At 38.2% G+C, this 14,823-nt stretch carries 13 protein-coding genes; 5 read left to right on the forward strand and 8 right to left on the reverse strand.

What is annotated here, in order from left to right:
* Positions 1 to 70: 70 nt before the first annotated feature.
* The 6 genes from RMA94_RS09745 to RMA94_RS09770 all read right to left on the reverse strand — a co-directional run bounded on the left by RMA94_RS09745 (position 71) and on the right by RMA94_RS09770 (position 6,830).
* On the reverse strand, positions 71 to 1,516 hold the full coding sequence (locus RMA94_RS09745; RefSeq protein WP_044099646.1) for an FAD-binding oxidoreductase: 1,446 nt from the start codon (positions 1,514 to 1,516) through the stop codon (positions 71 to 73).
* Positions 1,517 to 1,534: 18 nt separating this feature from the next.
* Positions 1,535 to 2,866, reverse strand: a complete 1,332-nt coding sequence (locus RMA94_RS09750; RefSeq protein ID WP_002120563.1) for an APC family permease — start codon at positions 2,864 to 2,866, stop codon at positions 1,535 to 1,537.
* A gap of 186 nt (positions 2,867 to 3,052) precedes the next feature.
* Positions 3,053 to 3,760 (reverse strand): cache domain-containing protein, encoded by a 708-nt coding sequence (locus RMA94_RS09755; RefSeq protein WP_311082709.1) that lies wholly within the window; start codon positions 3,758 to 3,760, stop codon positions 3,053 to 3,055.
* Positions 3,761 to 3,825: 65 nt separating this feature from the next.
* On the reverse strand, positions 3,826 to 4,545 hold the full coding sequence (locus RMA94_RS09760; protein WP_001277426.1) for a FadR/GntR family transcriptional regulator: 720 nt from the start codon (positions 4,543 to 4,545) through the stop codon (positions 3,826 to 3,828).
* A 55-nt stretch (positions 4,546 to 4,600) separates the two neighbouring features.
* Complete coding sequence (locus RMA94_RS09765) at positions 4,601 to 5,371, reverse strand: nuclear transport factor 2 family protein (RefSeq protein WP_016802970.1); 771 nt, start codon at positions 5,369 to 5,371, stop codon at positions 4,601 to 4,603.
* A 28-nt stretch (positions 5,372 to 5,399) separates the two neighbouring features.
* A complete protein-coding gene (locus RMA94_RS09770) occupies positions 5,400 to 6,830 on the reverse strand; it encodes a gamma-aminobutyraldehyde dehydrogenase (protein ID WP_002120548.1) in 1,431 nt (476 codons plus the stop codon).
* Positions 6,831 to 7,296: 466 nt separating this feature from the next.
* On the opposite strand from RMA94_RS09770, the gene RMA94_RS09775 reads away from it, so the two are divergent.
* Positions 7,297 to 7,746, forward strand: coding sequence for a hypothetical protein (locus RMA94_RS09775; RefSeq protein WP_311082712.1), 450 nt, complete (start codon positions 7,297 to 7,299; stop codon positions 7,744 to 7,746).
* Positions 7,747 to 7,858: 112 nt separating this feature from the next.
* Here the strand turns inward: RMA94_RS09775 and RMA94_RS09780 are convergent, their stop codons facing one another.
* Positions 7,859 to 8,281: an Lrp/AsnC family transcriptional regulator gene (locus RMA94_RS09780; protein ID WP_002001056.1), complete on the reverse strand. Its 423-nt coding sequence runs from the start codon at positions 8,279 to 8,281 to the stop codon at positions 7,859 to 7,861.
* A gap of 135 nt (positions 8,282 to 8,416) precedes the next feature.
* Between RMA94_RS09780 and RMA94_RS09785 the strand changes: the two genes are divergently transcribed.
* The 4 genes from RMA94_RS09785 to RMA94_RS09800 all read left to right on the forward strand — a co-directional run bounded on the left by RMA94_RS09785 (position 8,417) and on the right by RMA94_RS09800 (position 13,212).
* A complete protein-coding gene (locus RMA94_RS09785; protein WP_311082714.1) occupies positions 8,417 to 9,652 on the forward strand; it encodes an aspartate aminotransferase family protein in 1,236 nt (411 codons plus the stop codon).
* Entirely contained in the window at positions 9,649 to 10,743 is a 1,095-nt protein-coding gene (gene astA / locus RMA94_RS09790) for an arginine N-succinyltransferase (protein ID WP_311082716.1), read from the forward strand. Before RMA94_RS09785 ends, astA begins: the two co-directional genes overlap by 4 nt.
* Before the next feature lie 399 nt (positions 10,744 to 11,142).
* Positions 11,143 to 12,606 (forward strand): amino acid permease, encoded by a 1,464-nt coding sequence (locus RMA94_RS09795; protein WP_311082718.1) that lies wholly within the window; start codon positions 11,143 to 11,145, stop codon positions 12,604 to 12,606.
* A gap of 240 nt (positions 12,607 to 12,846) precedes the next feature.
* A complete protein-coding gene (locus tag RMA94_RS09800) occupies positions 12,847 to 13,212 on the forward strand; it encodes a hypothetical protein (RefSeq protein ID WP_311082719.1) in 366 nt (121 codons plus the stop codon).
* A 50-nt stretch (positions 13,213 to 13,262) separates the two neighbouring features.
* Here the strand turns inward: RMA94_RS09800 and RMA94_RS09805 are convergent, their stop codons facing one another.
* Complete coding sequence (locus tag RMA94_RS09805) at positions 13,263 to 14,723, reverse strand: coniferyl aldehyde dehydrogenase (RefSeq protein ID WP_311082720.1); 1,461 nt, start codon at positions 14,721 to 14,723, stop codon at positions 13,263 to 13,265.
* Positions 14,724 to 14,823: the final 100 nt, after the last annotated feature.

A 14,823-nucleotide genomic window follows, 5' to 3' on the forward strand; every position in this document is an offset into this window, starting at 1 on the left:
ACTCAGCTAAATAAAAAGGATCCGTACAAAGCTATACGGATCCCTTTTTGAAATCAGTTATTTTAATAAATTAGAAAGATACCATTTTGCCCGGATTAATCATTGCGCCAATGCCATACATACTTTTTGCGAGTGGAATAACCACGGGTGCAAGGGTACGACCAAAAATAATATTTTGATGATCAATTTTAGATAACATTTCGAAGTCGTTAGATTGCCCAACAAAGTCATTCGCGATGGCTTTACCAATACGTACCGTCTGAGCAACGCCGTGACCACTCCAACCATGAACAGCATAAATGGGGAATTTATTGCCAAACTTACGGCTATCGACTGCACCATTTACGGTTAAATCGGTCGTGCCACTCCAGACAAAATCCATCTCTAGATTTTTAATTTGAGGGAAAACAGTGTGAATTCGATGTTCTAGATAATTTAATGTTTTCTCTGGTCCCCAGCATGTGCCAGTGCCTTGGCCACCAAACAATAAGCGGTTGTTAAATACGGGGCGATAGTAATCAATTTGGAACTGAGTGTCATAAACTGGATGCCCAAATGGCAGTAGCTCTTTCGTATCAAGCTCTAGCGGGGCAGTCGTCGCAACATAAGTATAAAACGGAATAGTGGTATTGTTTTGCTCTGATAAAAGTTTAAACGAAGCATGGTGTACTGCTAAAACTACAGACTTTTTAGCTTTCACGACAGCATTTGCAGTTTGAACATAAATACCATCTGGTTTTTCTTCTATTGAAATGACTTCTGTTTGTTCATAGACAGAACCGCCGTTTTGGCAAAAGCCATAAATTAAGCCACGGTTCAAAGCTAAAGGATGGATTTGTCCCCCCAACTCATCAATTAAGCCACCTGTATAGTAATCCGACTTAATATAGTCCATGAGTTCATGTTTACCCACAATGCGGGTATGGTCTTCACCTAAATATTTTCGTGCGTCGGCGCCTTGTGTTAAGCCAACTAAATGTCCTTCATGAACGGCGGCAGTAATGTGACCATATTTTCGGTCAAAGTTAAGTTGGTATTTTTCCGAGATGTCATCAATGAGTTGCATCGCTTCTGTAGAGGTAAAATGCCAGAGTTTTTTGGCATCTTCATAGCCTAAGCGATCGGCCATTTCTTGAGCTTCCCAGCGAGCTAAACCGGGAGTAAGTTGTCCGCCATTTCGGCCAGAAGCTGCACTACCAATGCGATTTTTTTCTAATAAAACAGTCTCTACGCCTTGTTCAGCTAAATGTAATGCACTCGATGAACCTAATAAACCACCGCCAATAACCACGACATCACATTCAATATCAGCTTTTAAACTGTCAAAAGTATGCCAATCAGAAAGTGAGCTTTCATAGTAGTTTGCTGGATTATCTGCCGATGCACCTTCTACAGTTGTTGCGTCAAATTTTGCATGCTTTGGATTTAACCAACTCCACTCTTTGCCCACTTGTAGAGATTTACTTGGTTTATATTCCACGTCTTTTAAAAGTTGAGGTTTAGAAATAATTTTCATGACGAAGTTCCTTAAAAATTAATAAGCATTACTGATAGCAATACTTTGTTTTTTAATCGTTTTATAGATAAATAAAAGAATGCCCAAAGCTAACCAGAAACATCCAAAAATCAGTGAAGATGAGTCAAGATTAAGCCAGAGGCAAATAATGCTGATTACAGAGATAAGCGGTAAAAATAGGTTTAGAAATTTGTTTTTAAAACCTGCGCGCTGTTTATCTTTAATATAAAACTTCATAAAAACAGAGAAATTTACGGCTGTAAAAGCGACTAGGGCACCAAAGCTGATGAGGCTTACGACTTGGGCTAAATCTAGAAAAACCGCGGACATTGAAATAAGACCAACAAACAAAACCGAAAAAAATGGTGTACCTAATGAGATATGAATTGTCCCAAAATACTTTTTAGGGAAAATATTATCGGTACCCATTATATACAGTAAACGTGAAGCACTGGCATGAGAGGCAAGGCCAGAGGCGACAGTGTTCATAATTTGTCCGCATAAGAATACAGATTGGAAAAAAGCACCACCCACGTAAAGCACAATTTCAGGCAATGCTTCAGATGGATGCTGAAAGCGTAGATTGTTTGGAAAATAAAGTTGAATAAACCAAGCTGCTGTGAAGAAAATCAGTCCACCTGCAAGAGTCGTTAACATGACTGCGCGGGGAATATTTTTGGTGGGTTGTTTGGTTTCATTAGAAAGCGTGGTAACCGCATCAAAACCTAAAAATGAAAAGCACAAAACTGAGGCACCCGCAACGAGGGGGAGTAAAGATTGGTGCTCGTGCCAAAGTGGCGCCAAAGTAAGCACATGCTCATAACCTTGAGTCGAGCCAATACCCTTAATCACTAAATAAACAAAAATGACCATGAGTATGATAGGGGCAAATACAAACAACAGGCTTAAATTGGCGAGTAATCGAATGCGGAAACAATTCACTAAAGTGACTAGGCTTGCTGATACAAGCACCCAGAACCAGTAAGGCAGGCTTGGGATAAGGGCTGTGAGATAAATCGCAGCTAGCAAAACATTAATGAGGGGTAATAACAAATAGTCGAGTAGCGAACACCAACCGACAAAAAAACCACTTTTAGGCCCTAAACTTTCAGCGGTATAACTATATGCCGAGCCTGATTTTTCTGAATTTTGACTAAACCTTGCATAGCTCCAAGCGGTGAGTAGCATGGCGCCAAGTGCGAGTAAATATGCCAGTGGTACGTGTCCATTGGTAATTCCAGAGACAATACCGAAAGTATCAAACACCGTCATAGGGGTCATGTAGGCAATACCAATAATCGTGACTTGCCAAAGTGACAGTTTTTTTAAGGAAGACGTTTTATTTTCCATGTCATTTCAACCTCAAATTCGTTGTTTTGCTTTTCATCCGGAAAAGCGATGCTATTTTTGAGCCAAAACTTCCCCTAGACTTGAATAAACACGTCTATTTGGAGAAAGTTTGTACAAAAGTGGGTGGCTGTTTCGCCTTGGTGATGCCCTAAAGCAAGATCAAATACTTATATCTTTGATATAACTCTAGATCACGACCAATTGAAAAGATTGACACGGTCGTGAGAGAACCTGCTCGGGACTTTGGCCTTTAAATAATGTGCCTGTTCTGATGGTGATGTCATTTGAAGTAATCACTCGAGAAGAGTCGTTAATCACAATTGCTTTTTGTTTAATGTTTCTAAGCTTGGGCATAAGAATTTTTTCGAGTGCAGAAACTAAAATATCGGTAGCAATCACACCGATAAATTGATCACGAATCATGACCGGATGGGCAAGGGTGATGGTGTATGCACCATTGCAAATGTAGTCAACATAAGGCCCATGAATGCACGGACTCTTATTTTGAGCAGGTTTATGGAACCATTCAAAAGAGCGAAAATCTAAAAAGCGCTGAGCATTTTGATAGTTTTCAAGTTTGGCTTGTTGCAACTGATCTTCTTTTTTATACCACCATTCGAGTGTCCAATAATCTTGCTCTTCTTGCGTTGCAGGGCTATAACTTGCAAAACCAATACCCTGACTGTAATGGCTTTCCTGTAAGGCCTTTTTAATTTCCTTTTGCAAAGCTGAGCGCTCTGAACCTGAAAGCTTAATGTCTTTTGTTTTTTCAGGTTCATGTTTTGAAAGAATTTTGCTCGCTTTAGTTGCTAGCTTTTCTGTAATGGCTGTCGTTTCTTCAACCACCGTCTTTAACAAATTTTGAAGCTCTTCTATATCTAAATGTTGGGTCATTCCTATAACTCCTAAAATTCCGTATTTCTCACTCGATATTTTATAAGTGCTCTACTTTATTGTTTTTATTCAATAGATAACTTATATCGAAGCATTTGGTCTGTTAGCATCGAAATGATTTTTCGCGCTTGAATAACAGCATCATCTTCATTGCCTTGAACAAAAGATGATAAAAGTTGGTGGTATTGTGCGACCACCAATTGATGAAATTGATCATCTTGATAAAGCACAGCAATGAGCGGTGCCCATTCGGCTTGTATGGTTAACTCTTGATTTGCCAGTCGAGCTGATTGAGCAAAAGAGGTAAGTGTTAACAAACAACGTAAATCAAGTTGGGCACGTGTGTCTGGTTCAACGGCCTGTTCAAATTGATCAATAAGCTCTTTGATTTTACCCAGTTCATATTCAGTAGTTCTTTGTGCTGCCAAATATGCACCATGACTTAAAATTGCACTATGAAACTCGCCTAAATCAGCTAGATATTCATTGGAAGCTTGACGCAGAGGGTGCTTATTTAAGAGTAAATCGGAAGGTAACTCGCAAACAAAGCTTCCGCCGTTTCGCCCGCGTCGTGTATCAATTAAACCTTTTACGCGTAAAGTATTTAAAGCTTCACGGACTGTAATGGGTGACACTCCCATTAAGCGAGCTAGATCCGCCTCGTTAGGAAGCTGTTCATTGCTTTTGAGCAATCCAGAGATAATTGCATTTTCCAAGCGTTCTACAACTTGTTCCGATCGAGTTGCCTGAGCGATAGGTGCAAAAATTATCGTATATGCTGACATGGCGAATTCTCTAAAAGCTAAGTCAGAGACTTAGCTTAATGAAACGGATAAATGATTAAAACACGCCATATTGATGGACTGCCTGTTCATCTTCAGGCACAGCTGGTATTGCATCCCAAAGTTCAACAATTTTGCCATTATCGACTCGCCATAATTCAAAATAGGCATGTCGATTTCCGGCAATACTTCCTTCGGAATGTGTCAAGACAAATTGACCATCAGCAATGGAGCGATGCGTTTTGGAGTATACCAAACCTTGTCCTTCATTACGGATATTGTTCAAAAAATCAATGACTGCTTTAACACCATCGCCAATGTCTGGACTATGTTGAATGAACTGATCGTCGTGAGTGTATTCTTTAAATGCCTCATAATTGCCATCAATTAATGACTTCTTAAAGAACGAGGTCACAATCTCACGATTTTTCTCTGGATCATGGTGAGTGACGATTTCAGTCGGACCATCTAGTTGGGTTCTACCACTCACATTGGGTGCAGCTTCTGCCACCAGACCATCCCAATGTTCCACAATTTTGCCATCTTTCACTCGGTAAATATCAAAACCGACTAAAGGGTTTTCATCTAATCCTTGAAAGCGGCCATGAATTGCAACCAAGTCACCATCTGCCAATACACGCACAGCTTCATGTTGCATGTCGGGGCAGTCTTCTACCAATTGGCGAAGGCCTGAAATGCCATTTGCAACGAGTGGTGAGTGCTCTATAAAGTCTTCAGAAAAATAACGGTCCAAAGCAGTGGTGTCGTGCAAATTAAAGAGCTCGTGATGGGCTTTAGTCACCAAGTCTTTCATTTCTTGTTTATTCATTTTGATCTCCTTTCAAAACTCATTGTTATTATTCGTTTGAACTCATCACATGTTTAACGCGAGTATATTCTTCAAAACCATAGCCAGATAAATCTTTACCGTAACCTGATTTTTTGAAACCGCCGTGTGGCATTTCTGCGGTTAAAGGAATATGGGTGTTAATCCAAACTGTACCGAAATCGAGTTCACGAGACAGACGAGTTGCGCGGGCATGGTCTTTGGTCCAAACACTTGAAGCTAGGCCATATTCAACATCGTTGGCTTTTTCAATCGCATCATTTTCATCTGTAAATTTTTGAACGGTAATCACTGGTCCAAAAATTTCATTTTGAATTGCTTCGTCGTGTTGTTTTAAGCCACTAATAACAGTCGGTTCAAAATAGAAGCCTGGACGGTCTGCCTGTTTCCCGCCCGTTTCAACTTTAGCGTGAGCAGGTAAGTTGTCGATAAACGCTTTAACGTTTTTCAATTGGTTGGCATTGTTAAGTGGGCCATAAAGCGCGTCTTGATCATCGGGTTCACCAAAACGGGTATTTTTTGCAGCTTCAACCAACTTGCTTAAAAATTCATCATGAACAGATTCAGCCACAATGACACGTGTTGCTGCAGTACAGTCTTGGCCTGCGTTGAAATAGCCCGTTAATGCAATCATTTCAACTGCTTTATCGAGGTCAGCATCTTCAAAAACCACTACAGGCGCTTTACCACCCAGCTCAAGATGCGCTTTCGCCAGATTTGCTGCGGCAGAAGCTGCAACTTGTAATCCCGCACGAACTGAGCCTGTAATCGAAACAAGTGCAGGGGTTTTATGTGATACAACTTTTGAACCCACCTGAGCTTGACCTAACACTACGTTAAATGCACCTTTAGGGAAAAATGGTGCAGCAATTTCTGCCAGTAAAAGCGTACTTTCAGGCGTAGTATCACTTGGTTTAAGTACTACTGTGTTACCTGCGGCTAAAGCTGGAGCAATTTTCCAAACAGCCATCATGAGTGGATAGTTCCAAGGTGTAACTTGTCCAACTACACCGACAGGTTCGCGGCGAATAGAAGAGGTTAAACCTTCTAAATATTCACCTGAAGCAGTGCCATTGAGTAGGCGAGCAGCACCTGCAAAGAAACGAACCTGATCTGCTGATGCACCTACTTCCTCAGATGCGATTAAATGTTTTAACTGACCCGTATTACGACTTTGCGCTTCAATCAAACGATCAGCATTTGCTTCAATAGCATCTGCTAAATTCAGTAATGCTTTTTGACGAGTCGAAGGTGTACTGCGTCCCCAAATTTTAAATGCTTCTTTTGCAGCGGCATAAGCTGCATCAACTTCTGCCTCGGTTGCATTCGGTGATTGTGCATAAACTTCACCAGTCACTGGGCTTACCAAGTCGAAATAATCATTTCCTTTGCTAGCAACATATTCGCCGTTAATGAAGTGTTGTAGTTGAGTTTTAGCCATTTTTTATACCTTGTCCTTAGGTTTTAACATATAACATATAATACTATATGTATTATGTTTTAAATTTTCTGTCAAATGCTTTGATGAGGGGATTGAGTGAAAAAAGTTGGAATTTAAATCAAATTGGATTTTAAGTTTTTGATTTGATTATTTAAAAAATATTAAAAATTTGTGAAGATTTTTAATTGTTCTCTATTGATTCACTACTACAAGATAGTTCTGAACCTTTTTAGAGAGGGGAGGATGGAAGTTTTTGGAAAGGTAACATCATTTTCAAAAAGTTAAGTGAATTACTTCAGCTTTATATTTTAACTTTGTAGTTTTATTCAAAGATATTTTATATTTTAATGAGGATAATGAGTTAGAAATTCATTTAAATTCATATGATAAAATAAGTTTAGTAAAGATTTCTTTCTTATTAATAATTTATTGAAAGAAAAAATATCATTTTAAATGAGAATAATATATGGAAACTATGTATTTGGTATATCATGTTAGAGATAAAATAAGAAAAGATCCTAATTATATAAAAAAAGTTCAGGCTTTAACTTTAAATGAATTAAGACCAATGCATGGATTGAAAGGCACATATGGGCTATATGGTTCGCTTGAGTGGTTAAATAATTTAGAGTCGGGGACAATTCCACGTCAAGAAATATCAGGAACAATTCGGCGTATTTATACAACTGATATGGATAATGGCAACATACCAGACACTATGGATATCGAATTGAAAGATATTGGTAAAATTGTGAAGCAAGGTATTTTTTTAAATAATGAATCTGATATAAATCTCTTTATGGCAGGGAAGAGGATAGAGATTATCTATTATATAGAGGATATGAAAGCAATTGATCATGCAACTGGTAAAAATGTAAAGCATAAGTTTGTTCTTGAAATGAAAATTTCAAACTGATCATAGATAGTCTTTCAATATATTCTACAGAAAGAGATATCCTGTTCTGTAGAATAATATATTGAATATGTTTGTAGGTTATTAGCTTGCAAAAATAAGAAAACCTTTCATCTCAGGTCTTATGACTCGCAAGCAGAATGCTGGTTTCACTGTTATAAATACCTGAAATGTTCCTGATTCTCTCTAAAACTTTGTCGAAGTTTTCTAAAGTATCAGAGCGTAGCTCGACCAAAATGTCCCATTTGCCATTCGTTTTATGTAGACATTCCACGGCACTTTCTAGGCGTAGTTCTTTAATTACAGACTGCGCTTTGGTCCCTTCAACCATAATGCTCATCCATGCACGGATGACGTTCCGTTCCGCATTGGGTTTAAACCGTACCGTATATCCAGTAATGATGCCCGAAGACTCCAAATACTCCATTCTCTTTTTAATAGTTGCCCGTGAAACGTGAACTTTTTCGGCTAACTCTGTAACAGACATCCGTGCGTTATCTTTAAGCAAACCTAAAATAATTTGATCAATGTTATCCATATTGTAATTGTCAATTATCAGATTGGTAAAAATTAATTCATTTTTGACTGAATTACAAATTTTGTGAATCAATTTGATTTTGAATAATAGGGGCATCGGTTAAGCCTAATAATTCAATTTAATGGACTAGATAAGATGAATAATTTTGCAGTTTCTCGTAATGACTTTAACGAGTGGATGGTTCCAGTTTTTGCACCGGCAAATTTCATTCCGGTACGTGGCGAAGGTTCACGTATTTGGGATCAAGAAAATAAAGAATATATTGATTTTGCAGGCGGGATTGCAGTAAACGCATTAGGTCATGCGCATCCAGTGACAGTAAATGCTTTAACAGAACAAGCAACAAAACTTTGGCATGTAGGTAACGGTTATACAAATGAACCCGTTCTACGTCTTGCAAAACAACTCACCGAAAATACATTTGCAGATAAGGTTTTCTTCTGTAACTCAGGTGCAGAAGCAAACGAAGCTGCTTTAAAACTGGCTCGTAAAGTTGGACTCGACAGTGGTGTTGCTGGCAAAAGCGGCATTGTGGCATTTAACAATGCGTTCCACGGCCGTACCTTATTTACCGTTTCGGCGGGTGGTCAACCTAAATATTCACAAGACTTTGCACCTCTTCCAAATGGTATCAACCATGTTGCCTTTAATGATTTAGAAGCTGCAAAAGCGGTGATTAATGAGCAAACATGTGCCGTGATTGTTGAGCCAATCCAAGGTGAAGGCGGCGTTATTCCTGCCGACATCGAATTTTTAAAAGGTTTACGTGCACTGTGTGATGAATTTGGTGCGTTACTTATTTTTGATGAAGTGCAAACTGGCGTAGGCCGTACAGGCGCACTTTATGCCTACATGAACTCTGGTGTTATTCCAGATGTGTTAACGACTGCAAAAGCACTAGGCGGTGGTTTCCCGGTGGGTGCAATGTTAACAACAGATAAGTTTGCTCCGCATTTTTCAGTGGGTACACATGGTACAACTTACGGTGGTAACCCGTTAGCAAGTGCAGTTGCTGGTGCAGTATTTGAGTTTATTAATACGCCTGAAGTGCTTAATGGTGTCAAAGAACGTCATGACTACTATAAAAAAGCTTTAAATCAATTAAATGAAAAATATGAAGTCTTTAAAACGATTCGTGGTGAAGGTTTACTGATTGGTTGTGCCTTAAAAGACAAATTTGCAGGTAAAGCAAAAGATATTAATAACCTTGCGGGTGAAGAAGGTTTACTGAGTCTGATTGCTGGTCCAAACGTTGTACGTTTTACGCCGTCTTTAATTATTCCATTTGCTGACATTGATGAAGGTTTGCAACGCTTTGAACGTGCACTTGCTCGCTTTGTTGAAATTCAAAAGGATGAACAAGCAGCATGATGATTATTCGCTACATCGAACCTAAAGATGTTAACGATCTTTACCTGTTGGCGCAAAAAGCGGGTTTTGGTTTGACATCTTTGCAGCCAAATATGGAAAAACTTGCTGCTCGTATTGAGCGGGCGTGTAAAACGGTCGCAGGTGAACTCCCAAAGGCAGATCAGGTTTATTTATTTGTTTTAGAAGATACTGAACTCAACAAAGTCGTCGGTGTTTGCGGTATTGAAGTCGCACTTGGTTTAAAAGAGCCTTGGTACAACTTTCATGTAGGAACTCAAGTTCATGCTTCAGAACCTTTAAGTGTTTATAACGCTTTACCTACTTTGTATTTGAGTAATGACCATACTAACTGTAGTGAGCTTTGCACTTTATTTTTAGACCCTGACTATCGCTTAAATAAAAATGGCAAATTTTTATCTAAAGTTCGCTTCTTGTTTCTGTCAGCATTTCGCCAATATTTTGAAGAAACCATTGTTGCTGAAATGCGTGGATACTCTGATGCAAATGGGCAATCACCATTTTGGAATGCGGTAGGGCATAAGTTTTTTAATATTGAATTTACCAAAGCTGATTATTTGAGTGGAGTCGGGCAAAAGGCTTTTATTGCTGAGCTAATGCCAAGACATCCACTCTATGTCGATATGTTACCTGACGATGCGAAAGCTGCAATTGGCATTGTGCACCCGAATACTCGGCCAGCCTACAATCTCTTGCTTGAAGAGGGACTACGCTACAAAGGCTATGTCGATATTTTTGATGGTGGTGCGACCCTGCAAGCAGATATCGAAAATTTACGGGCAATTAAAGAAAGTCAGTCTGTAGCGGTAAAAATTGAACAACCTGAAAATATCGCTGTAGGGGATGAATCTTACATTGTGGCTAATGATGATTATGAAAATTATCGCGCCATTCTTGTGTATAGCAAACCTCATCAGAACATATTGCAGTTAACAAAAGAACAGGCAAAACAATTGAATGTCGAAAATGGCTCTTTAGTTCGTGTGCTAAGTGTCCATGTTAAACAGGTTTCGAGTCCAGAAGTGGTCAATAAACTCAAAGAGGTTAAACATTTGCGAATGGCTGTTAATTAAGCGGAGATTACTATACATTTCACCAAATTTAAGAAGGAATACTATATTATCGCTAGCGCAAGATGGGTATATGGATAAATACAATCTTGCTCGCTGAGCTGAGATTAATTAGTCTGTTTTTCTTTATAAAATTTAAATCAATAAAATATTTAATTAGTTTATATATTTTAGATGTTTATCGAAATTATATTTTGGAAATCAGGCTAATATAATAATGAAGGAAAGGATTGATGAATAATTTTTATTGTTATAGGTGATGGCTTTTAAAAAGGAATTTATAAGGTCTTAAGTGATTTAATAATATTTTTAGAATGGTTTAATGGACTAAATTAATAATCATATAATTTGTTTATTATTAAAGCATTTACGACGGTTGCTATAAATTGGAGTAAATATTACATGAGTAAGAATAACGGAAAGCAGTTCCTGGAAGGAGATCTTCTTGGTAGTCAACATATGACTGATCAAGAAGAAGAGAAATTGCAGCGCTCATTGACAAATCGTCATATTCAAATGATCGCAATCGGTGGTGCAATTGGTACTGGATTATTTATGGGTTCCGGGAAAACATTAAGTGTTTCGGGTACTTCAATTGTTTTAACCTATTTAATTATTGGTTTCTTCTTTTTCTTCGTGATGCGGGCAATGGGTGAATTGTTGCTTGCCAACACGAATTTTAAAACCTTCGCCGATTTTGCAACAGCTTATCTCGGTCCATGGGCGGGGTTTTTCCTTGGTTGGTCCTATTGGTGTAACTGGATTATTACTGCGATTGCCGATGTAATTGTAATCGGAGGGTACATGCAGTTTTGGTATCCCGATTTACCCGTCTGGATTCCAGCATTTACATCATTGGCCATCTTAACCATACTTAACTTTGTGGCCGTTCGATTGTTCGGTGAACTTGAGTTTTGGTTCTCACTCATCAAAATTACTGCAATTATTCTATTTATTCTGGCTGGTATTTATTTAATTGGTACTGGGTTTACTTCACCAAATGGTGTTAAGGCTTCAATGAGCCATTTGTTTGAAACAGAATCGATGTTTCCTTATGGTGTAACTGGTTTCTTGGCTGGCTTCCAAATTGCCATCTTTGCATTTGTGGGTATTGAGCTGGTTGGTACGACTGCTGCTGAAACTAAAGACCCGCATACTTCACTTCCAAAAGCCATTAACTCTATCCCTTTACGCATTTTATTGTTCTATGTGGGTGCATTGGTTTGTATTATTGCAGTCACATCTTGGGCAAAAGTTTCACCAGAAAAGAGCCCATTTGTGGAAATGTTTACTTTGGTCGGGTTACCAATTGCGGCAGGTTTAATCAACTTTGTTGTTGCGACTTCAGCTTTATCTTCTGCAAATAGTGGAATCTTTGCAACTAGCCGAATGTTATACGGTCTAGCGTTAGATAATGATGCGCCTAAAAGCTTTAGTAAACTGTCAAAAAGAAAAGTTCCAATTAGAGGACTCGTATTTTCAATGGCATGCGTAACGGTTGGAACATCTATTTTATTTATTGTGCCTAATGTTATGACTGCATTTACGATTATCTCAGCGCTGACTTCAATTTTATGTATTTTTACGTTTATGTTGATTGTGCTTTCATATATTTATTATCGTAAGAAAAGCCCTGAATTACATACCCAGTCAAAATATAAAATGCCGGGTGGTTTATTTATGGCATGGATGACCATGTTATTTTTAGTGTTTACTATCGTAATTTTGGCTTTAGACCATGATACTTTAATTGCACTTGAGTGTTCACCAATCTGGTTTATTGGTTTATTTATTGCCTATAAATATAAAAAGAAAAAGATGTTGCAGCTTGATATCTTAAAAGCTCAAAAGGTTGATTATATTTAAGTCGAGTATAGTTGTTTTTATATTAAAGCTAGGTGAGTGCCTAGCTTTTTTTATTTTTAAAATAATAATTTATGATTAAGATAATTTGTTTATGGTTACAATATTTAGTATAAAACTTACTCAGAAAATTTTTGTAATGTCTGAAATGTTTTTCAGGATTTTAAATATAGTCATAAATATTAAAATGAATTAAATTGATTTTAAAACTAAAGATTACAAGGTAAAAGGAATAGTAAACCCATGATACTTAAGTGTAATGATAGTGATTTGTACGATTTTACTATTGGGAAAAGATACATCTGTTTTGGGGTGCAATTTAATGAATATCGAAATGAAACAAAAGTATCTGTTCGCCGCGATTCAGATGGTACTCCTGTTATTGTAGAAATTTCTAAATTTGAAATAATTAATCCTAGTATATCTGAAGGTTGGGAAATTTCATTTTATAAACAGGAAGATACTATAACTACTACTATTGAACCTAAAGAATTTAGTGGAGCATTTTGGGATGACTATCATGATGGAAACCCTAAAATGGAAAAATTATTTGAAGATACTTATTTAAAGATCTGTAAATTCCATAATTTTTCTATTACGTCTGATTGATTAATTAAAAGCCGATAAAAAAGCCTCATAACGAGGCTTTTCTATACTCTTTATTTAATATTGGGATCGCCTTTTTTCAAGAAAAAGCGAATCGCTAGTTTTTGTAGGAATGTTCCATAAGGAGGGTGGAAAAGCTGAGTCGGGAAAAACCGATGGCGAATAAATACAGTTCTGGCATGAGAAAGTTCACGGAAACCTTCTTCACCATGATATGACCCCATACCTGAGTTACCGATACCACCGAAAGGAGCATCGTGGTTAACTACATGCCAGCCCCAGTCATTGATGGTTACACCACCTGAATGAGTTTCACGTAAAATACGATCACGTTCTACCGAGCTATGTGTAAAGCAATAAAGCGCTAAAGGTCGTTCGTCCGATTTCACATAGGTAATCGCATCATCTAAAGAATCATATGCAACCACAGGTAAAATAGGGCCAAAGAGTTCTTCTTTCATAATGCGCATATCTGGTGTGCAATTCAGCACAATCTGTACAGGCATTCTACGGCCTTGTTGGTCAAAGCTGTAAGTATCGCAAGGAATAATACGGGCACCTTTTTCTTGTGCATCGGTCAAGATATCTTGAATACGTTTTAAATGGCGGTCATTTACAATCGATGTGTAATTTTCATTGTTTGTGATGTTTTGACCAAACATTTTTATAAAGCTTGATTTTGCAGCATCTACAAACTCATTAATACTTTCTTTAGGAACCAATGCATAGTCAGGTGCTACACAGATTTGACCACTATTGGTTGCTTTACCATGGGTAATACGTTTTGCTGCATCGGCAAGCGGGTAATTACGGCTTACAATGGCTGGTGATTTACCACCTAATTCGAGTGTAACAGGTGTTAGATTTTCAGCAGCAGCTCGCATGACGACTTTGCCAATGGCAGGAGAGCCAGTAAAGACAATATGGTTAAATGGCAACGAGGTAAATCTTGCTGGGTCTGTAATTTCTTCACCAAATACGGCCACTTCATCTTCATTAAAGACTTCGGCAAGCATGCGTTTTAGCATGGCATTAGTATTCGGGGTAATTTCAGGGAGTTTAATCATGACTCGATTGCCCGCAGCTAATGCGGCAATGAGTGGGCCAAGTGCTAAATAAACGGGGAAGTTCCAAGGCACAATCACACCAACCACGCCTTTAGGTTGGTATTGCACACTTAAACGGTTTGATAAAAATAAAAGCTCGGTACGGCGTTTGCTTGGGCGCATCCAGCGTCGTAAATGATGAATCGCATGATCGGCTTCCAACACAGAGCCAAGCAAATCGAGTAATTTGGATTCATCAAGTGATCTTGAACTAAAATCGGAATTAATCGCAGCAGCTAAAGCATCTTGATAACGAATAATTTGTTTTTTGAGTTGATGCAGTTTTGTGCGGCGTGACTCAAGACTTGGGTAAGGATCTGCCTCAAAATTGGCACGTTGTTTGGAAAAAATAAGTTCCATATGTTCAGTGGCAGAGCCGCTATATTCTTTTAAGGTGGACTGTTCCATTATTATTCCTTCCATACTTTTGCTTATCATACTTTATGCTTGAAGCGTTGTATGGTCGATGTTAAATTGAGACAACAAGAGGTAGTTTAGTGCCATTATG

It is taken from the genome of Acinetobacter sp. V115_6 (assembly GCF_031799025.1).
In the GTDB taxonomy this organism is placed as follows: Bacteria; Pseudomonadota; Gammaproteobacteria; order Pseudomonadales; family Moraxellaceae; genus Acinetobacter; species Acinetobacter pittii.